Genomic DNA, 19,553 nt, shown 5'->3' on the forward strand with positions numbered 1-19,553 from the left:
GCGAGAGTCGCGCCGTCGCCGGTCTGTCCTGAGGCGGGTGGGCGAGAGTCGCGCCGTCATCGGTCTGCTCTGGGGCGGGTGGGCGAGAGTCGCGCCGTCGCCGGTCTGCCCTGGCATCGCCTGCCCGGGCCGGCCGAGCCGGGCGCCGGCAACGCGCACGGCGAAGCGCTGCGCACCACCGGCCGCCTACGTGCACCTCAACGCTCGACGCGCCGCCGCCCACGACCGTCACCGACCTCACCGCCTCGCTGGCCTCGCCGACCCTGAGACCGAGACCAGCGTCGTGGTAGGCCGGCCTGATCGCGTCGGAGCCACTACGGGTAGCCGGCGAGGGGTCAGTCACCGGCCGCCTCCGACCAGTCGAGTCCAAACGGCCACGGTTGCCGGCGGGTGTCACTCAGCGGCTGTGTCCCGACTGGTCGTGTCCAAGCCGCCACGGTTGCCGGCGGGGGTCACTCAGCGACTGTGTCTCGACCGGTCGTGTCCAAGCCGCCACGGTTGCCGGCGGGGGTCACTCAGCGGCTGTGTCCGACCGGTCGCGTCCAAGCCGTTACGGTTGCCGGCGAGGGGTCACCTCGGCGGCCACGTCCGACCAGGTCAGCGACAGTCCGGACGCGGCCCGGGCGGCGCGGATCTCCATCATGTCGCCGAGGATCACGGCGCGGTCGGCAACGATGGGGGTGTCGTCGAGCGAGTACGTGATCCGCTCACTGACGAACACCGGCGTGCCAACCGCGGCGTGCAGGTGCCCGGCCAGCTCCTCCTCCAGCACCGCGGGCCGGATCGTCTCGCTGGCCCTGGCGACGGCCACCCCCGCGTCGGCCAGCGTCAGGTACAGCGACGCCGTGGCGAAGTCGGCCGACCGGATGCGGTTGCCGAACGGCTTGCGGACCCACGACACCTGATGCACGGCCGGCCGCCCGGCGAACGCCCTGACCCGCTCGAGCCGCAGCGCCGGTGCCCCCAGTAAGACCGCGACCGGCGACGGGGGGCGGCGCAGCGCCTGGTCGAGCACCCTGGTCTGCACCTCGAGGCCCTGCTCGCGCAGGTCGTCGGCGAGGTTGCGCAGCGGGCCCAGCCGGTACGCCAAGTGCGGCGGCGCCACATACGTGCCCTTCCCCGCGCGCTGGACGATCAGCCCCTCGTCGCTGAGATGCCGCAGCGCCTGCCGCAGCGTCATCAGGGTCACGCCGTAGCTGTGGCTGAGGTCGCGCTGCCCGGGCAGCGCCGCGCCAGGCGCATACTCCCCGGCGCGGATCTTCTCGGCCAGGTCGGCGGCGATGCTGCGATACCGCGGCTCGGCGTTGATGGCTCACCCTTCGTCCATGGCCTCCCGGATCGACCGGAGGTAGGCCCCGATCTCGGCCGGCGTGGCGCCGTCGAGCACCCGGCGCATGATCGCGGCGCCGATGACGACACCGTCGGCGAGGCGGGCGGCCTCGGCCGCCTGGGCCGGGGTGGAGATGCCGAATCCTAGCAACACCGGCAGGTCGCAGCGGCCGGCGAGCCGCCCCGCCAGATCGGCGGCGGACGCGGCGAGGGTCTCCCGCTCGCCGGTCGTGCCCATGACCGTGACCGCATACACGAAGCCGCGGCTGCGCCGCGCGATCTCGTCGAGCCGCTCGTCAGGGGTGGCCGGGGACGCCAGCAGCACCAGGTCCAGGTCCTGCTCCTCCGCCTCGGCGCTCGCCTCGGCGCACTCCTCCAGCGGCAGGTCGGGGACGATCAGCCCGTCGAACCCGGCGTCGCGGAGGCGGCGGCAGAACGTGTCGTCGCGGACGAGGAGATTGGCATACGTGCTGGCGACGAGCGGCACGGCGCCGGCGACCTCCGGCACACGCGTCAGGATGCCGCGCAGTGTCGCGCCCCGGGTCAGGGCCGCGTGGGTGGCCTCCTGGATCGTGGCGCCGTCGAGCGTCGGGTCGGAGAACGGCAGGCCGACCTCGATCGCGTCGGCGCCGTTGTCGACGAGTGCCCGGAGGTGGTCGGTCCACTCGGCGACGGCGCCGCCGGTGAGGTACGGCATCAGGACCTTGCGGTCGGTCGGCAGCTTCACAGCAGCTCCTTCAGCGCGGAGATGTCCTTGTCGCCGCGACCGGAGAGGGTCAGCAGCACGGTCGAGCCGGCGGGCAGCGTGCCGTCGGCGGCGGCGCGGATCACCCAGGCGACCGCGTGCGCGGACTCGAGCGCCGCCACGATCCCCTCGGTGCGGGCGAGCCGGACGACGGCGTCGACCACCTCGGCGTCGGTGACCGTCACATACCGGGCGCGGCCGAGGTCCCGCAGGTGCACGTGCTCGGGGCCGATGCCCGGGTAGTCGAGCCCGGCGGCGATCGAGTGGGCCTCCAGGACCTGGCCGTCGTCGTCCTGCAGGAACATCGACCGCACCCCGTGCAGCACGCCGAGGCTGCCGCGGGTCGCGCCGGCGCCGCCCTCGGCCTCGACCCCGATCAGCTTCGCCGTGGTGTCGACGAACCCGGCGAACGTCCCGGCCGCGTTGGACCCACCGCCGACGCACGCCACGACGTAATCGGGCACCGCCGCGGGCAGCGCGGTGGCGCACTGCCGGCGCGCCTCGTCGCCGATGACCCGCTGGAACTCGCGCACCATCCACGGATAGGGCATCGGACCGAGCACGGATCCCATGCAGTAGTAGCTGTCGGCGGTCGAGCCGACCCAGTGCCGCATCGCCTCGCTGGTGGCGTCCTTCAACGTCCTCGCGCCGGTGCGGACGGGCACGACCTCGGCGCCGAGCATCCGCATCCGGAACACGTTGAGCGCCTGCCGCTCGATGTCACGCTCGCCCATGAACACGGTCGCCGCCATGCCGAACATCGCCGCCGCGGTCGCGGTCGCCACCCCGTGCTGCCCGGCGCCCGTCTCGGCGATCAGCCGCCTGTGCCCCATCCTGCTCGCGAGCAGCGCCTGACCGATCACGTTGTTGATCTTGTGTGAGCCCGTGTGGGTGAGGTCCTCCCGCTTGAGCAGCAGCGTCACGCCGAGCTCGGCGGACAGCCGCACCGCCGGGGTCAGCGGCGTCGGCCGGCCGGCGTGCGTGGCGAGGAGGCCGGCCAGCTGGTGCTGGAACGCGGGGTCGGCCCACGCATTCCGGAACGCCTCCTCGATCCGCCGGCAGGCGGGGATCAGGGACTCGGGGACGTAACGCCCGCCATAGTCCCCGAACCTGCCCAGCGGTCCCGGGTCGTCCATCAGCCGGACGCGCGACGGCGTGCGGCTCGGCCGGATCAGCAGATCACCCATGGCCCACTCCAGAGTTCTAGAACAGTTGCGACAGTTCTAGAACAGTGACAGACTCCATGACGGAAGTCAACGCAGCCGGGGTCGCGAGGGGGACGCCACATGGCGTAGCGTCCTGCGTCGATTGACCAGTACGGGGGAAGCCATGGACGCATCGACCGTCAGCGTGCCGCCACGGGTGGTCGCACTCGCGGAACGACAGCAGCTCGGCAGGCACGTGGCCACGCACAAGGGCGACCATCCAGTGGTGGAGTGCGTCATCGGCCTCGTCATCTCGGCGATCCTCTTCGGTGCCGCCGCGGGCATCAGCTGGATCGTCTCGTCCATCGAGTTCCTCCAGGTGAAGGCGCTCGCCCTGGTCGTCGTGCTGCTGGCGATCGCCGGCCTGGCCGCGGCCGGCTATGCCTTCTACCGGCTCTTCGGCGCCTATGTCGTCGTCCACCACTTCGAGCACGGCCTGGTGTGGAGCCGCAACCGCAGCGTCGACGCCGCCCCGTTCTCGTGGATCGACGAGATGTACGTCGCCCGCAAGGACGACAAGATCACCGCCGCCGGCCTGGTCACGCTCGACGGCCGCGCCGTGGACATCACCGGCGCCGACAAGACGGACTACAAGGCCTTCGTCGAGCGGATCGAAGCCGAGCTCGTCGCCCGCCGGTGCCAGATCCTGCCGGCACGCCGAGAGGTCGGCCGCGGACCGGCCGGCGTCGGACTCAGCGACCGTGCCATCGCGGTCCTCGCCGTCATCGTCGGCGGTCTTCTCGTCGCCGCCATCGCCGTCCCGCTGTCCAGGGCCGGCCTGCCCGGCGCGATGGCCGCGGTCATCGGCTTCCTCGCCATCGGCGTCACCGTCGGCCTGCTCGGGACCCGCTTCGACGGCCGGATCGCCGTCGTCGGCGCGATCTTCGCCGCCATCGGCGGTCTCGTCACGATGATCGCCGTGGCCGCCCTGATCCCGCAGGTCAACAAGTACGTGACGGCGACCGTGGTCCTCGCCGTGGAGATGGGCGTCCTGTCGGTGGTGCTCAACGCGTACCGGCGCCTGCCCGCTCTGCGCCCGACCCGCGCCAGGCAGCGGCTGGCCGCCCAGCGCGGCTGGGAGTTCCTGCCCTCGCTCACCGTGCCCATCCCCGGCCCGCACACCGCCCGTGCCGTCATCGGCGTCCAGGAGCAGGCCCAGTCCGTCGACCTGTACGACGTGCTCAGGGGCAACGTGGACGGCGTGCCGGTGCTCGTCGGCGACCGGTACCGGCGCAAACCCCGCCGCTCGGACCCGGTGCAGACCATCTGGATGGTGCCGCTGCCCACCCCGGTGCCGCACCTGCCGCACACCGCCTTCGACCAGGCCGGCCAGGTCACTCCCGACGCGCCCGACCCCGCCCTTGCGAGCCTCTTCGCCGGCCGCGTCCCGGTCCCCGAGTTATTCATGACCGTCCCGCCGTGGTGGATCGAGGGCCAGTATCTGCTGTGCGAGGGCCCCGGCGACCTGGACGTGGTCGTCGCCTGGTCCGGCCGCCTGACCCGCGCCGTCGCCGCCATGCCCTGGGACACCGTCCGCACCGCCATACCGGGAGGTCACCGAGCCTGAGCCTCGTCTCCGCGCTTCGCCATCCGGTTGCGCTCGTTGTCGTGGGACCGCCTTGACGGGGTTCGCCAGCAACCGTGCATGGCCGGCTGCGTTGCTGGGCCGCCGCCATACGCGACGTTCGCTGGTCAGGTTCGCTGGGTCAGGCGGGAGCGACCGTGGAGACCTGGCGGGCTGTACGGCCGTCCGCGTGCGGGGCGGCCCTCGGCTTCCGGGTCGTGGCCCGAGTCGTGAGTCTCGCGCCGCCATGCCGCCTGAGCACCGTGCCGCCGGTGGTGACGGGGGGCCGCGCCGCGTGAGTAGCGTGTCGCCGGCTCGATGATCGCTGGCCGCCGGACAGAGGAAGTGGCGCTCCGGGAAGGCCGGTTCGGCCGGCGGCTCGGACCGGCCACTGTGGACAAGCGGGCGTTCATCGCCAGCGTGCCATCTGGAACGTAGACCACGCTGAGGCCGCGCCCATGTCGGACCGGTGACGGGGTCAGCGATCAGGTCCAATATCTGGTGGGTCCGATGTGGAGTGTCGGTGTCCTGATGCGTTGGGGAAGATCGCAGTGACGTTGATTCCGGCAATACCGGGGTAGCCAGCTCTGGAAGGGAGACTCCATCACCGTGTGAATTCGGCGCCGACGCTGTGGGATGGTCGGGTGAGACCGGGGAAACCGCAGGGTGAGCAGGGTGGGAGATTCGGCGGAGTCATTCACCCAGGCCGTTCTTTTGGTGATTTCGGCGGCAGGCCGCTCCTATGCTTCCGTGGTGTCTGTCAAAGCCCCGGCCGTCGGTGCGGCGGTCGACGTCGCCGCCGCTGGTGACGTGTCAGCGCCTGTATTCGTCGATTCCACGGGCCGTCGTGGACGGCGGATCCGATTCTTCTTCCACCTGGGTGGTGTAGCGGCATTGGCCTATGCGGTGCTGGTGCTGGTCGCCGCGCTCCTCATCACAGGCCCGCTGGACCTGCTGTCGTTTCCGGCGCCGGGACCGTCCCCGTCCGCGACGACGCCGGCCAAGAAGAACCCACCCGCGCCCGGCCAGCCCGGCAGCATCGGCAAACGGACCACCGGCGCCGGGTCCACCCGCAGCAGCCTCACGCCCAGTGCGGCGAGCGCGCCCGCCGGGCCGAGTGGTTCCGTGACCACCACCCCGACGCCTGAGGCGGCGAGCGCGGCGCCTTCCGCATCACCGTCGACCGCGCCGACCAGGCCGTCCGCGTCGACCACGCCGACCGCGTCGACCACGCCGGAGCCGAGCGCCTCGCAGAACGCCGCCCCCGGCGTCACCGTGGTCGTCGTTGTGGGCCCGGCGTGACCCGTACGCGGAAGCGGGTGTCGTTCAGTCGCCTGGTCTTCGGTGGGATCGCGCTCAGCGTGCTCATCGGCACGCTGCTGATCGAGGCCTATGTCAACGCCGAGTTCCACCCCGACCACATCGCGAGTGCGGGGCAGCACACCAAGGTCCCGGCCGAGGTCATCAGCGGCGGCCCGATCATCGACACCCGTAAGGGCACGGTGCGCTCCTACCGGCTGCCGGCCCGCACCATCGCCCTCATCTTCGACGACGGTCCGGACCCGGAGTGGACGCCGCGGGTCGTTGAGGTGCTGCGCCGGCACCACGTCAACGCCACGTTCTTCGTCGTCGGCTCCCAGGTGATCCGGCACCCGGGCATCGTCACCGAGCTGGCCCGGGACGGCGACGAGATCGGCGTGCACACCTTCACGCACCCGCAGCTCGACCGCCTGTCCCGGCGGCAGCGCGAGCTGGAGTACTCCCAGACCCAGCTCGCCGTCGTCCACGCCACCGGCACCAAGTCGGCGCTGCTGCGGCTGCCGTACTCGTCCAGCGCCCGGGCCATCGACAACGCCGAGTGGCCGCTGATCCTGGAGGCCGGCGGGCTCGGCTACCTGTCGATCATGGCGGACACGGACAGCCGGGACTGGAGCAATCCCGGCGTCGACGCGATCATCGCCGGCGCGACCCCGCCGGGCGACTCGGGCGCGATCGTGCCCATGCACGACGGCGGCGGCGACCGTGCGCAGACCGTCGCGGCGCTGGACAAGTTCATTCCCCTGATGCAGCGGCGCGGCTACACCTTCACCACCGTGTCGGAGGGCCTGGCGCGCACGCTCGCGGGTCAGGCGGTCGTCGTCGAGGCGCCGGCGGGCGCGGTCGACAAGCGGCGCGCGTTCGCGCTGGCCACGGCCGTCGTGCTGGCCGACTGGGTGGCGGCCACCCTCCGCGTGCTGTTCCTGGTCGCCGGCCTGCTGACGATCGCCCGTACCGTGGCGCTGTTCGTGCTCGCGGGCCGGCATGCGCGGCGGCGGCGGGCCGCGTCGTGGCGGTGGGGCCCGCCGGTGCTCCTGCCGGTGTCGGTGATCGTGCCGGCCTACAACGAGAAGGAGGGGATCGAGGCGGCGGTGCGGTCCCTGGCGGGTGGCGATCATCCGGGCGGGATCGAGGTGGTGGTCGTCGACGACGGTTCGACCGATGACACGGCGGCGCTGGTGGAGGCGCTGCGACTGCCGAACGTCCGGGTGGTGCGGGTCCCCAACGGCGGCAAGCCGAATGCGCTCAACGTCGGGGTGGCGATGGCGCAGCACGACCTGATCGTCATGGTCGACGGTGACACCGTCTTCGAGCCGGATTCGATCCGGCACCTGGTGCAGCCCTTCGCCGATCCTTCGGTCGGTGCGGTCGCGGGCAACGTCAAGGTCGGCAACCGTCGTTCGATCGTCGCCCGGTGGCAGCACATCGAGTACGTCATCGGGTTCAACCTGGACCGCAGGCTGTACGACATCCTGCGCTGCATGCCCACCATCCCGGGCGCGATCGGCGCGTTCCGCCGCGAGGCGTTGCAGGACATCGGCGGGATCAGCCACGACACCCTGGCCGAGGACACCGACGCCACCATGGCGCTGTGCCGCACCGGCTGGCGCGTCGTGTACGAGGAGCGCGCCCGCGCCTGGACCGAGGCCCCCGCCACCCTGCGGCAGCTGTGGCTGCAGCGCTACCGCTGGAGCTACGGCACCATGCAGGCGATGTGGAAGCACCGCCGGTCGATCGTGGACCGCGGCCCCTCGGGCCGGTTCGGCCGGGTCGGTCTGCCCTTCATCGCGTTCTTCGGCATCGCGCTTCCGCTGCTCGCCCCGCTCATCGACATCCTGCTCGTCTACGGCCTGTGCTTCTCCAGCTGGATGGTCACCACCGGCGCCTGGCTCGTCATGTTCGCCATGCAGGTCCTCACCGCCGTCGTCGCTTTCCGCCTCGACAAGGAGAAGCTCCGCGTCCTGTGGGTGCTGCCGCTCCAGCAGATCGTCTACCGGCAGCTCATGTACCTCGTGCTCCTCCAGTCCCTCGGCACGGCCCTCACCGGCGCCCGGCTCCGCTGGCACAAGCTCCACCGGGCGGGCTCCGCCGCCGCGGCCGCCCCGGCACCCGCGGTGTCGCCGCACACGGTTGTGCCGTCGCAGGCGGTTGCGCAGTCGCAGGCGATGGTGCCGTCGCAGGCGATGCCCGCGGCACGCCCCGCAGGGCAGCTCAGCCGCCACGCGAAGGCTCGTGACTGAGGCCCGGTGCGGTGAGGCGTTGTTGTGATGGATTCTGTTTGATTAGTGGGCGCATGTGAGCTGTTCCGTTCGGGAATGTTTCATGTTACGTTCCCGGAACCTGGGCCCTACCCAAGCCCGTCGATGCCCGCCCCAGTGCTCGTCTCAAGGCTCGCTACCAGCGCGCGGCCGATCGCCAACCGGCCGCGGGCCGGTTCTGCGTGCTCTTTCCCGCCAGAAGGAGTTCGATGCGCCACCTCCTCGCCCGCACCCTGGCCGTGCTGACCGTCGTCGCCGGGGGGCTGGTGGCGTCGGGTGCGCCGGCCTCGGCCGTCGTGCCGAAGACGCCGCCGCTGACGACGCCGTGGACCAGTCAGGTGTCCACGACGAACCCGCTGCCCGAATACCCGCGGCCGCAGATGACCCGCAACGAGTGGCAGTCGCTCAACGGGGAGTGGGAGTTCCTGAACCCCGCCACCGACAGCGCCGGCAACGTGAACCGGTACGCGGCACCGCCACTGGGGCAGACGCTGCCGGAGCGGATCCTGGTGCCGTTCCCGGTCGAGTCGGCGCTGTCCGGCATCATGCGCAACGACAACCGTGACCTGATGTTCTACCGGCGGACCTTCACCGTGCCCGCCGGGTGGAACGGGCGGCGCGTCCAGCTGCACTTCGGCGCAGTGGACTACGAGGCCACCGTCTGGGTCAACGGGGTGCAGGTCACCACCCACAAGGGCGGCTACGACCGGTTCGAGGTCGACATCACGCCGCAGCTCAACGGGGGCGTCAACGAGATCGTCGTGCGGGTGTACGACCCGACCGACGGCCGCGGCGAGAAGCAGCCGATCGGCAAGCAGACCAACAGCCCGAGCGGCATCTTCTACACGCCGACGTCCGGGATCTGGCAGACGGTGTGGCTGGAGCCGACGCCGGTGTCGTCGATCTACTCCGTCGACATCTACGCCAACCTGGCCGGCAACACCGCGCGGGTCAGGGTCTTCACCCGCGGCAACGTCACCGGGCACACCGTGCTCGCCGAGGCGATGAACGGCGCGACGGTCGTCGGCAGCGCGGTCGGCGGGTTCACCGAGTTCAGCGTGCCGGTGCCCAACGCGCGGCGGTGGTCGCCGGACGACCCGTTCCTGTACAACCTGCGGGTCTCGCTGCGCAACAGCGCCGGCGCGACCGTGGACCAGGTCGTGAGCTACTTCGGCATGCGGGAGATCGGCAAGAAGCTGGTCAACGGCGTGCTCCGGCCGACCCTCAACGGCGAGTTCGTCTTCCAGGCCGGCACGCTCGACCAGGGCTTCTGGCCCGACGGGCTCTACACCGCGCCGACCGACGCCGCGCTCGCGTCCGACCTGCAGAAGCACAAGGACCTCGGGTTCAACATGGTCCGTAAGCACATCAAGGTCGAGCCCGCGCGCTGGTACTACCACGCCGACCGCCTGGGCCTGCTGGTGTGGCAGGACATCCCGTCGACGCAGGCGTTCGACGCGAACCGGACCCCGGCGCAGATCGCCGAGCTGGAGGCCGAGGCCCGCGAGATCATCGACGAGCACCGGTTCTCGCCGGCGGTCGTCACCTATGTACCGTTCAACGAGGGCTGGGGCGAGTGGAGCCTCGCCGACACCCAGCGGATCACCACGGACCTGAAGAACTACGACCCGACCCGCCTGGTGAACCCGCACAGCGGCTACAACTGCTGCGCGTCCAAGGGGGACCCCGGCACCGGCGACATCATCGACTGGCACATCTACACCGGCCCCGACGCCCCGCTGCCGTCGCCGACCCGCGTCTCGGTCCTCGGTGAGTTCGGCGGGATCGGCCTGCACACGCCGGGGCACGAGTGGAGCCCGAACGGGCAGTTCTTCGCGTACGAGCAGGTGTTCAGCAACGCGCAGCTCAACGACCGGTTCACCGGCATGATCCGCGACACGCAGGCGCTCATGACGACGCGGGGGTTGTCGGCGTACGTGTACACCGAGATCACCGACGTCGAGGGCGAGTACAACGGGCTGCTCACCTACGACCGGCGGATCCAGAAGGTCGACACCAACCTGGTCCGCGCCGCGAACACCAACCTCATCAACGCGTCGAAGAACCTGAACGCGGCCGTGCCGATGACCCTCGGGCACGTCAGGTCGTTCCAGGTGACGACGGCCGGGCTGACGAACCGCTACCTGCGGCACTCGAACAGCTTCGCCCGCACCGACGTGCTCAGCTCGGCGAGCGCCGACGGGGCGCGGCAGGACGCGTCGTTCCGCACGGTGGCCGGCCTGGCCGACCCGCGGTGCTACTCGTTCGAGTCCGTGAACTTCCCCGGCCAGTACCTGCGGCACGCCAGCTCCCGCGTCCGCATCGACGCCAACACGGGCGGCAGCTTCGCCGCGGACGCGACCTGGTGCAGCCGGGCCGGGCTGGCGGCGGGCGGCACGTCGTTCGAGTCGTACAACTTCCCCGGCTCGTACATGCGCCACTACGCCGACAACGTCTACCTGGCACGCAGCGGCGGCCCCAACGCGTGGGACACCGCGTCGGGCTTCGCCGCCGACGCGACCTGGAACATGGCGAACCCGGCGCTGTGGCGCAGTTCGGTGCTGCTGCAGACCGACGTGCGCAAGTCGCTGCAGGTCACCACGTGGGGCTTCACCGACCGCTACCTGCGGCACTCGGACAGCCTCGCCTACACCGAGATCGTCAACGGCGGCAGCAGCGCCCTGCTGAAGGCCGACGCCACGTACACGGTGCGGCGCGGGCTGGCCGACTCGTCGTGCTACTCGTTCGAGTCGGTGAACTTCCCCGGCCAGTTCCTGCGGCACGCCGACAGCCGGGTCCGCAACTCGGTGAACGACGGATCGGCGCTGTTCCTCGCCGACGCCACGTTCTGTGCCCGCCCGGGCATCGGCGGCACCGGCATCACGTTCGAGTCGATCAACATCGTCGGCTCGTACCTGCGGCACTACGACTCGCAGGTGTACATCTCCGCCGGCAACGGCACCGGGTTCCAGCGGCCGCAGGCGCTCAGCGCCGACAGCAGCTGGAACCTGGCCGCACCGTGGGCCCCGTAAGGCCCTAAGCGTTCAGTCCCGCGATCGTGGCGGAGAGGGCGGCGTCCTTCTCCGCCACCATCGCGCGCAGCGACTCCTGGAAGTCGCGGACCTTCGCCAGCAGCGCGGGGTCGGCGACGGCGAGGATCCGGGCGGCCATCAGCCCGGCGTTGCGGGCGCCACCGATCGCCATGGTGGCGACCGGGATGCCGGCCGGCATCTGCACGATCGACATCAGCGAGTCCATGCCGTCGAGGTACTTCAGCGGTACGGGCACCCCGATGACCGGCAGGGGAGTGGCGGAGGCGACCATGCCCGGCAGGTGCGCCGCGCCGCCCGCCCCGGCGATGATGACCTTCAAGCCACGGGCGACGGCCTCGCCGGCGTAGTCGAGCATCAGGTGCGGCGTGCGGTGGGCGGAGACGACCCGTACCTCATGGGAGACGCCGAACTCGTCCAGCGCCTCGGCGGCGAGCCGCATCACGGGCCAGTCGGAGTCGCTGCCCATGATGATGCCGACGTCGGTCAATGCTCATACCCTTCTTCGAGGATCCGGGCGGCCCGCGCGGCGCGCCGGCGGCAGTCTTCCATGTCGTCGCCGAGGACCGTCACGTGGCCGATCTTGCGCCCGGGCCGGACCTGCTTGCCGTACAGGTGGACCTTGGCACCCGGCTCCTCGGCGAACAGGTGGTGCAGCCGCTCGTCGATCGGCATCCCGCCGGGCGCGCCGCCGAGCACGTTGGCCATCACGACCGCGGGGGCGGTGAGCCTGGTGTCGCCCATCGGGTAGTCGAGCACGGCCCGCAGGTGCTGCTCGAACTGCGACGTCCTGGCGCCCTCGATCGTCCAGTGCGCGGAGTTGTGCGGGCGCATCGCCAGCTCGTTGACCAGGATCTTCCCGGTCGTCGTCTCGAACAGCTCCACGGCGAGCACGCCGACCACGCCGAGCCGGGTGGCGATGTCGATGGCGAGCCGCTGCGCCTCGACCGCCACCTCGTCGTCGAGCCCGGGCGCCGGCGCGAGCACCTCGACGCAGATGCCGTCCTTCTGCACGGTCTCGACGACCGGGTAGGCGGCCACCTGGCCGAGCGGCGACCTGGCGACGACGGCGGCGAGCTCCCGCTTGAGCTGGACGCGCTCCTCGCCGATCAGCCCGTCCACGGCCGGGATGTCGGCGACCGAGTGGGCGACGAAGACGCCGCGGCCGTCGTAGCCACCCGTGGCGGTCTTGACGATGATCGGCCAGCCGACCTCGTCGCCGAACCGCTGCAGGTCACCGTCCGTCCAGCGGGGCACGGGGAAGCCGAGCTCCGCGAGGTGCGTGCGCATGTCGCGCTTGTTCTGCGCGTACCGGAGGGCGTCGGCCCCCGGCAGCAGCGTGACGCCCTCCGCGGCGAGCGTGCGGATGAGGTCGCCGGGCACGTGCTCGTGGTCGAAGGTGACCACGTCGCACCCCTTCGCGAACGCTCGCACCGCGTCGATGTCGTCATGCCGGCCGATGACGACGTCGGCGGCGACGAGCGCGGCCCCGTCGTCGGCGGAGACGGCGAGCACCCGCAGCGACTGGCCGAGGGCGATGGCGGCCTGGTGGGTCATGCGGGCCAGCTGGCCGCCGCCCACCATGCCCACGACGGGGAGTCCGGTTCGCGAGTCCATAGGCTGGTGAGCCTAGCGTTTTCCGGCCGCGGCACCCGAGCCCCGGGCACCGCGACCGGCACGGATCACACCGACGGGCCCTGCCGCGTCGCGTGGCACCGGCCGCCGATGCGGATCACACCGACGGGTCCTGCCGCGTCGCGTGGCACCGGTCGCCGGTGCGGATCACACCGACGGGCCCTGCTTGCGGAGCTCGTCGACCTGGGTCATTGCCTGGCGGAGCTCGGCCAGCCACGACTCGGCGTGCTGGCCGACGAGGGCGACGCACCAGGCGAGCGCCTCCGAGCGGGACCGGGCCACGCCGGAGTCCACGAGGGTGTCCAGGACCTGCCGCTCGGCCTGCCGCAGCCGGGTCATGACCGGTGCGGAGAACGTGGTGAACAGCTCCCGGGTCTCGCCGACCCGCACGCCCCACGCGACCTTGCGCTGGTAGCGCCGCTCCAGCTGCTGGGCGATGCCGATCCGCTGGTCGCGGGTGGTCTCCCGGAACCCGGCGATGCGGCCCTGCTCGGCGGCGGACCGGTCGGCGTCGGTCGCGTCGTCGGGGAGGGCCGGGTCGCTGAGCCGGCCGACGATGGTGATCTCGTCGCGGTCGATGGTGATCTCGGCGGGTCCGGTGAACCAGCCGTCGGGCAGCGCGCCGCCGATCCAGGCGGGCGCGTCGTTGGCGGGCGGGGGCTCGCTGCGCGGACCGCCGGCGCGGCCCCATTCTCCTCGTCGCATCTGCTTACTCCCTTACTTGCTTGCTCCTGCAACGCTGATTACATGATTACACCGTTACAAGAGCATGCCAAAGGAGGGCGTGTTCGCCCAGAGGAGAACGGCGCCGCTAGCCGAGGCCTGAGACCAGGTCCTCCAGCTCGGTGACCGGCGCGTCGCACACGAAGTCGCGGCAGACGTACGCCGTGGGCCGGCCGTCGCGCAGGCCCCGGCCCTCCAGCAGCGGCGCCCCCGGCGTGTCCGGCGGGCCGGCGACGACCACGGCGCCGGGCGGGGCGTGCCACCAGGCGGCGGTGACGAGTGGGTCGTGGCGGTCGTGGGTGGCGATCGCGATCTCGTACGGGCCGGACAGCAGCGCCTCGCCGACCGCGCACGCGTAGCCGGTGAACCGGCCGTGGGTGGCCGCCACCATGGCGACCGTGGCCAGGGCGCGCTCCGCCGCCTCCCGTTTCGCGACGTCCGCCGTCAGCGCCGAGTAGGCGACGAGCGCCGCCGCGATCGCGGACAGGCCGGACGGGGTCGCGTTGTCGGTCACGTCGGCGGGGCGGCTGACCAGCTGCTCCGCGTCGTCGGCCGTGTCGAAGAAGCCGCCGGCCGGGTCGGCGAACCGCTCCAGCGCCACGTCGAGGAGCCGGCCCGCGAGGGTCAGCCACTCGCCGTCGCCGGTCGCCTGGTGCACCGCGCAGAACGCCTCCGCGACGGCGCCGTAGTCCTCCAGGACGCCGGCCGGAGCGCCGGCGACGCCGTCGCGGGACACCCGGCGCAGGCGGCCGTCGACGAGGTGGGTCTCCGCCAGGTACCGCGCGGTGTCCACGGCCAGCTGGACGGCCTGCCGGTCGCCGTACACCTGGCCGAACTCGACCAGCGCGGTGATCGCCAGCCCGTTCCACGCCGCGACGATCTTGCCGTCGCGGCTGGGCTGCGGCCGGGCGTCCCTGGCCTCCCGCAGGCGCCGCTTGATGTCGAGCCAGCGCTCCAGGTTGAGCGGGTCCTCCGGCAGCTGCAGCACGGAGGCGCCGTGCTCGAACGTGCCGTCGGCGGTCACCTCCAGCAGGTAGCGCGCCCAGGCGCCGTCGATCTCGCCGAGGACCTCGTCGATCTGCTTCGGCGTCCACACGTACGTGAGGCCCTCGACGCCGTCGGTGTCGGCGTCCAGCGCCGAGATGAACCCGTGGCCGTCGTGCAGGTCGCGGCGCAGGAAGTCGGCGACCTCCCCGGCCACCCGCCGCGCGGTGCCGCCGCCGGCGATGCGGTCGAGCTGCACGTACATCCGCAGCAGCAGCGCGTTGTCGTAGAGCATCTTCTCGAAGTGCGGCACCGTCCACGTCTCGTCCACCGAGTAGCGCGCGAAGCCGCCGGCGAGCTGGTCGTACATGCCGCCCCGGGCCATCCGCTCGGCGGTGTACCGCACGATGCCCAGCACCTCGTCGTCGCGGGTGCGCTGGTAGTGCCGCAGCAGGAACAGCAGGTTCATGTGCGGTGGGAACTTGGGCGCCCCGCCGAACCCGCCGTGCTCCTTGTCGTAGGCCTTCACCAGGCTCTGCGCGGCCGCGTCGAGGACGCCCTCGTGCATCGGGCCGGCCGGCGGCTTCGCGGCGACCTGCCTGATCGCGTCGACCACCGCGGCGCTCTGTGTGAGCACCGCGTCGCGCTGGGTCCTCCACGCGTCCGACACGGCGTGGACGAGCCGCTGGAACGCGTCCCGCGGGAAGTAGGTGCCGCAGTAGAACGGCTCCCCGTCGGGCGTGGCGAACACCGTCATCGGCCAGCCGCCCTGCCCGGTCATCGCCTGCGTGGCCGTCATGTACACCGCGTCGACGTCCGGCCGCTCCTCCCGGTCCACCTTCACCGGCACCGTCAGCTCGTTGACCAGCGCCGCGACGCCCTCGTGCTCGAACGACTCGTGCGCCATCACATGACACCAGTGGCAGGCGGCATAGCCGACGGAGATGAGGACGGGAACGTCCCGCCTCCGCGCCTCCTCGAACGCCTCCGGCGACCACTGCCACCAGTCGACCGGGTTGTCCTTGTGCTGCTGCAGGTACGGCGAGGTCGCGTCGGCGAGACGGTTGGCCATGCCCCAACCCTATGCCGCGCCGGCTGCCGGGGTGGCGTATCGATGATCGCGGCTGTGACAGTGGCTCGACGAGTTCATCGCGTACTTCGACCGGCTCGGGGCGCGGCGGATCGCGACGGTGTGGCAGTCGGCGGCGTGGCCGCGAAACTGTCGTACCCGCCGGGCAGAATCGGACCCATGATGGAGTCCCGACACGTCAGCCGCAGCATCAACCGATCCGCCGGGGACGTCTACGCATACGCGTCGAACCCGGCGAACCTGCCGGCCTGGGCGCCCGGGCTGCTGAAGTCCGTCGAGTGGGTCGACGGGCAGTGGGTCGCCGACTCGGACATGGGGCGGATCCTGCTCGACTGGGCGCCGGACAACCCGTTCGGCGTCATGGACCACCACGTGACGGTGCCGTCCGGCGAGACGTTCTACAACCCGATGCGGGTCACCGCCAATGGGGAGGGCAGCGAGGTCGTGTTCAGCGTGCGCCGGCAGCCGGGCATGACGGACGAGGAGTTCGACCGGGACTGCGCTGCGGTCCAGGCCGACCTCGACGCCCTGGCGAGGATCCTGGAGCGTTAGATGCTCGCGTACGGGGGCGACTACACGCCTGAGCAGTGGCCCGAAGAGGTCTGGGCGCAGGACGTCGAGCTGATGCGTGTCGCCGGCGTCAACCTCGTCAGCGTCGGCATGTTCAACTGGGCGCTGGTCGAGCCGGCCGAGGGGCGGCACACGTTCGAATGGCTCGATCGCGTGCTGGACCTGCTGCACGCCGCCGGGATACGGGTCGACCTGGGGACGCCGACCGCCGTGCCGCCGCCGTGGTTCATCCGGCAGCACCCGGGCGCGCGGCTCGTCGACCGGGCCGGGCACGTGCTGGGGCAGGGCGGCCGGCAGAGCTTCTGCCCCAGCTCTCCCGACTACGCCCGGGCGTCGCGGGCGATCGCCGAGCGGCTCGCCCAGCGCTATGGCGGGCATCCGGCGCTCGCGCTGTGGCACGTCCACAACGAGTACGCCGGGGTCAACGCCCACTGCTACTGCGACACGTGCGCGGCGGCGTTCCGCGAGTGGCTGCGCGACCGGCACGGCGACCTGCCCGCGTTGAACACCGCGTGGGGCACCGCGTTCTGGGGGCAGCGGTATGGCGACTGGGAGGAGATCGACCTGCCGCGGCTCGCGCCGACCGCCGTCAACCCCGCTCAGCAGCTGGACTTCCTGCGGTTCTGCTCCGACACGCACCTCGCCAACTACCGGCGGGAGCGCGACGCGCTGAAGCGGCACTCGCCCGGCGTCCCGGTCACCACGAACTTCATGATCGCCAACTGCAAGTGGCTGGACTACTGGAAGTGGGCGCGTGAGGTCGACGTCGTCGCCAACGACCACTACCTGACCGCCGAGCGCGACGACCGGCACGTCGAGCTGGCCATGTGCGCAGACCTGACCCGCAGCCTCGCCGGTGGCGCGCCGTGGCTGCTCATGGAGCACTCGACCGGCGCCGTCAACTGGCAGCCGCGCAATATCGCCAAGCGCCCGGGCGAGCTGGCCCGCAACAGCCTGGCGCACGTCGCCCGCGGCGCCGACGGGGTGCTCTTCTTCCAGTGGCGGGCGTCGCGGTCCGGCGCCGAGAAGTTCCACTCCGCGATGCTGCCGCAGGGCGGCACCGGCACCAGGATCTGGCGCGAGGTCACCGAGCTCGGCGGGCGCCTCGCCGGCCTGGGCGCGGTGCGCGGCACCCGGGTCGCGGCGGACGTCGCCGTCGTCTGGGACTGGGAGTCGTGGTGGGCGCTCGAGCTGGAGTGGCGGCCGTCGGTGGACCTCGCGTTCCGCGAGCGGGTCGAGGCCTTCTACGGCCGGCTGTGGCGCGACCACCTGACCGTCGACTTCGTGCACCCCACCGCCGACCTCGACGGATACCCGCTGGTCGTGGTGCCGTCGCTGTACCTGACGACCCCTGCCGCGGCGGCGAACCTCGACCGGTACGTGTCCGGCGGCGGGACGCTCGTCGTGTCGTACTTCTCCGGCATCGTCGACACCAACGACACCGTGCCCGACGGGCCGTACCCGGGCGCGCTGCGCGACCTGCTCGGCCTCACCGTCGAGGAGTTCCTGCCCCTGCGCGCCGGCGAGCGGGTCACCCTGAGCGACGGCTCCACCGCCGACGTCTGGGCCGAGCACGTGATCCCTTCGGGCGCGGACACCATCCTGTCCTATGTGGACGGACCCGCACCGGGCGGCCCGGCCGTCACCCGCCACCGGCACGGTCGGGGCGTCGCCTGGTATGTCTCCACCCGCCCGGCCGACCTCGGATGGCTGCTGCACCAGGCGTACGACGCAGCGGGCCTGACCCCACTTTTGACCCAGCTGCAGGACCTTCCGGACACCCTGGAGGTGGTGCGCCGCCCACCCTTCCTGTTCGCGATCAACCACGGAGAAACCCCCGCCGACGTACAGGGCGTCACGATCGCCCCCGGCGCCGTAACAGTCATCAACGAGCAATGACAACCAAGCACCCACCCCCCCGACACCACCAACCCACCCACACCGCGGTGCACCCCCGGCCACCCCGCCACCGCGCCCAACTCACCACTCAAGCCCGCCCCACCCCGCCGCCGCCATCGCTCCAGCACACGCGTCGCCATCGCCCCGTCTCCACGGCTTTCATCCCGACGCCCCGTCGCTCGCACCCCGGCGCAGCCATCGCTCCAGCGCACACGTCGCCATCGCCCCTACCTCCACGCCGCCGTCGCTCGCACCATGGCGCGGCCATCGCTCCAGGTCGCTCGTCGCCATCGCCCCTGTCTCCACGCCGCCATGGCTCGCACACTGACGCCGAGCAGGTCCCACCAACGCCGACGGCGCCCCACACCGACGCTGCCGTCGGCCGCGCAGACACCACCGTGTCCCCGAGCAGCCTCGCACCGACACCGGGCAGCCTCGCACCGACGCCGAGCAGCCTCGCACCGACACCGGGCAGCCTCGCACCGACGCCGGGCAGCCTCGTTCCGACACCGGGCGGCCTCGCACCGACCCCGAGCAGCCCTGCACCAGCACAGCCAGCGGACTTCCGAAGCCAGGGAACTACACGTTGCCGAAACCGAGCCGCTCAAGCCCGATCCAAGCGATCGCCGAATTCCTCCCCGACCAGGCCCAGCACCACAACCATCGCCACCCCCGTGGTCAGGCACGACAAGACGTGGCAGCGCCACGAACCTCACGACCGACGCAGGAAAGCCGGATCCATGCGTCGGTCGCAGCACCGACCCCACGGACGATGCCGCGCCGCCCTTCGTAACGCACGTCGGCACAATCGGGGGGAAGGGGGCGAAGCCCCCTACAAACCGCAAGCGAAGCGATGCGGCTCAGCCGAGACCAACGGTGAGCATCTCCGCAACCAGAGCACGCGGCCACGGTCTTGAGGGGGCGAGGGTGGAGCGAAGCTCCCCCTGTGGGGAGCGAGCTCCGCTCGCGCGGGGAATGCGGAAACCTGAACGGCAAGCGGCCCCCGCCGCGAAGCAGGGGCCGCCAAGGTTGTAGCGGGGACAGGATTTGAACCTGCGACCTCTGGGTTATGAGCCCAGCGAGCTACCGAGCTGCTCCACCCCGCGTCGGTTTCTCAACCTTACCTGACGGGTGCGACGGGATTTCGCGCGGGGCGGCTCAACCTTTCGGGCGGCGGGGTCGTC

13 protein-coding genes and 1 tRNA gene are annotated in these 19,553 nt (G+C 71.7%); 6 read left to right on the plus strand and 8 right to left on the minus strand.

What is annotated here, in order from left to right; translation table 11 throughout:
- Nucleotides 1-550: 550 nt before the first annotated feature.
- Genes ACFY3L_RS26850 through trpB form a run of 3 tightly spaced genes read right to left on the minus strand, consistent with a single transcriptional unit; the run spans nucleotide 551 to nucleotide 3,261 of the window.
- The gene (locus ACFY3L_RS26850) at nucleotides 551-1,309 is read right to left on the minus strand and encodes a GntR family transcriptional regulator (protein ID WP_389330108.1); all 759 of its coding nucleotides are present in this window, start codon (nucleotides 1,307-1,309) and stop codon (nucleotides 551-553) included.
- A 3-nt stretch (nucleotides 1,310-1,312) separates the two neighbouring features.
- Nucleotides 1,313-2,056: a tryptophan synthase subunit alpha gene (gene trpA / locus ACFY3L_RS26855; RefSeq protein ID WP_389329486.1), complete on the minus strand. Its 744-nt coding sequence runs from the start codon at nucleotides 2,054-2,056 to the stop codon at nucleotides 1,313-1,315.
- A complete protein-coding gene (gene trpB / locus ACFY3L_RS26860) occupies nucleotides 2,053-3,261 on the minus strand; it encodes a tryptophan synthase subunit beta (RefSeq protein ID WP_389329489.1) in 1,209 nt (402 codons plus the stop codon). Before trpB ends, trpA begins: the two co-directional genes overlap by 4 nt.
- A gap of 142 nt (nucleotides 3,262-3,403) precedes the next feature.
- Between trpB and ACFY3L_RS26865 the strand changes: the two genes are divergently transcribed.
- From ACFY3L_RS26865 to ACFY3L_RS26880, 4 genes are all read left to right on the plus strand, one after another.
- Nucleotides 3,404-4,846, plus strand: coding sequence for a hypothetical protein (locus tag ACFY3L_RS26865; protein ID WP_389329492.1), 1,443 nt, complete (start codon nucleotides 3,404-3,406; stop codon nucleotides 4,844-4,846).
- A gap of 672 nt (nucleotides 4,847-5,518) precedes the next feature.
- On the plus strand, nucleotides 5,519-6,145 hold the full coding sequence (locus tag ACFY3L_RS26870; protein WP_389329495.1) for a hypothetical protein: 627 nt from the start codon (nucleotides 5,519-5,521) through the stop codon (nucleotides 6,143-6,145).
- Between the two features lie 17 nt (nucleotides 6,146-6,162).
- Nucleotides 6,163-8,400: a bifunctional polysaccharide deacetylase/glycosyltransferase family 2 protein gene (locus tag ACFY3L_RS26875; RefSeq protein ID WP_389329498.1), complete on the plus strand. Its 2,238-nt coding sequence runs from the start codon at nucleotides 6,163-6,165 to the stop codon at nucleotides 8,398-8,400.
- Nucleotides 8,401-8,627: 227 nt separating this feature from the next.
- A complete protein-coding gene (locus ACFY3L_RS26880) occupies nucleotides 8,628-11,450 on the plus strand; it encodes an AbfB domain-containing protein (RefSeq protein ID WP_389329501.1) in 2,823 nt (940 codons plus the stop codon).
- A 4-nt stretch (nucleotides 11,451-11,454) separates the two neighbouring features.
- On the opposite strand, the gene purE is transcribed toward ACFY3L_RS26880, so the two are convergent.
- The 4 genes from purE to ACFY3L_RS26900 form a co-directional block, all read right to left on the minus strand.
- A complete protein-coding gene (gene purE, locus ACFY3L_RS26885) occupies nucleotides 11,455-11,958 on the minus strand; it encodes a 5-(carboxyamino)imidazole ribonucleotide mutase (protein ID WP_389329504.1) in 504 nt (167 codons plus the stop codon).
- The gene (locus ACFY3L_RS26890; protein WP_389329507.1) at nucleotides 11,955-13,085 is read right to left on the minus strand and encodes a 5-(carboxyamino)imidazole ribonucleotide synthase; all 1,131 of its coding nucleotides are present in this window, start codon (nucleotides 13,083-13,085) and stop codon (nucleotides 11,955-11,957) included. Before ACFY3L_RS26890 ends, purE begins: the two co-directional genes overlap by 4 nt.
- A 165-nt stretch (nucleotides 13,086-13,250) precedes the next feature.
- Entirely contained in the window at nucleotides 13,251-13,808 is a 558-nt protein-coding gene (locus tag ACFY3L_RS26895) for a hypothetical protein (protein WP_389329510.1), read from the minus strand.
- Between the two features lie 106 nt (nucleotides 13,809-13,914).
- Nucleotides 13,915-15,882 carry a thioredoxin domain-containing protein gene (locus ACFY3L_RS26900; protein ID WP_389329513.1) on the minus strand — a complete coding sequence of 656 codons (1,968 nt, stop codon included), beginning with the start codon at nucleotides 15,880-15,882 and terminating at the stop codon, nucleotides 13,915-13,917.
- Between the two features lie 177 nt (nucleotides 15,883-16,059).
- Here ACFY3L_RS26900 and ACFY3L_RS26905 point away from each other — a divergent pair, with 177 nt between their 5' ends.
- Both ACFY3L_RS26905 and ACFY3L_RS26910 read left to right on the plus strand, forming a co-directional pair.
- The gene (locus ACFY3L_RS26905) at nucleotides 16,060-16,452 is read left to right on the plus strand and encodes an SRPBCC family protein (protein ID WP_389329516.1); all 393 of its coding nucleotides are present in this window, start codon (nucleotides 16,060-16,062) and stop codon (nucleotides 16,450-16,452) included.
- The gene (locus tag ACFY3L_RS26910) at nucleotides 16,453-18,369 is read left to right on the plus strand and encodes a beta-galactosidase (RefSeq protein WP_389329519.1); all 1,917 of its coding nucleotides are present in this window, start codon (nucleotides 16,453-16,455) and stop codon (nucleotides 18,367-18,369) included.
- Nucleotides 18,370-19,401: 1,032 nt separating this feature from the next.
- Here the strand turns inward: ACFY3L_RS26910 and ACFY3L_RS26915 are convergent.
- Nucleotides 19,402-19,475 (minus strand) — tRNA-Met (locus ACFY3L_RS26915).
- Nucleotides 19,476-19,553 lie beyond the last annotated feature (78 nt).

Source organism: Dactylosporangium sp. NPDC000521, from assembly GCF_042898305.1.
Lineage (GTDB): Bacteria > Actinomycetota > Actinomycetes > Mycobacteriales > Micromonosporaceae > Dactylosporangium.

Bases quoted from the DNA above. Each gene is read 5' to 3' on its own strand.
- trpB (WP_389329489.1), bottom strand. From the start codon at position 3,261: ATGGGTGATCTGCTGATCCGGCCGAGCCGCACGCCGTCGCGCGTCCGG.
- ACFY3L_RS26865 (WP_389329492.1), top strand. From the start codon at position 3,404: ATGGACGCATCGACCGTCAGCGTGCCGCCACGGGTGGTCGCACTCGCG.
- ACFY3L_RS26880 (WP_389329501.1), top strand. From the start codon at position 8,628: ATGCGCCACCTCCTCGCCCGCACCCTGGCCGTGCTGACCGTCGTCGCC.
- ACFY3L_RS26890 (WP_389329507.1), bottom strand. From the start codon at position 13,085: ATGGACTCGCGAACCGGACTCCCCGTCGTGGGCATGGTGGGCGGCGGC.
- ACFY3L_RS26895 (WP_389329510.1), bottom strand. From the start codon at position 13,808: ATGCGACGAGGAGAATGGGGCCGCGCCGGCGGTCCGCGCAGCGAGCCC.
- ACFY3L_RS26900 (WP_389329513.1), bottom strand. From the start codon at position 15,882: ATGGCCAACCGTCTCGCCGACGCGACCTCGCCGTACCTGCAGCAGCAC.
- ACFY3L_RS26905 (WP_389329516.1), top strand. From the start codon at position 16,060: ATGATGGAGTCCCGACACGTCAGCCGCAGCATCAACCGATCCGCCGGG.
- ACFY3L_RS26910 (WP_389329519.1), top strand. From the start codon at position 16,453: ATGCTCGCGTACGGGGGCGACTACACGCCTGAGCAGTGGCCCGAAGAG.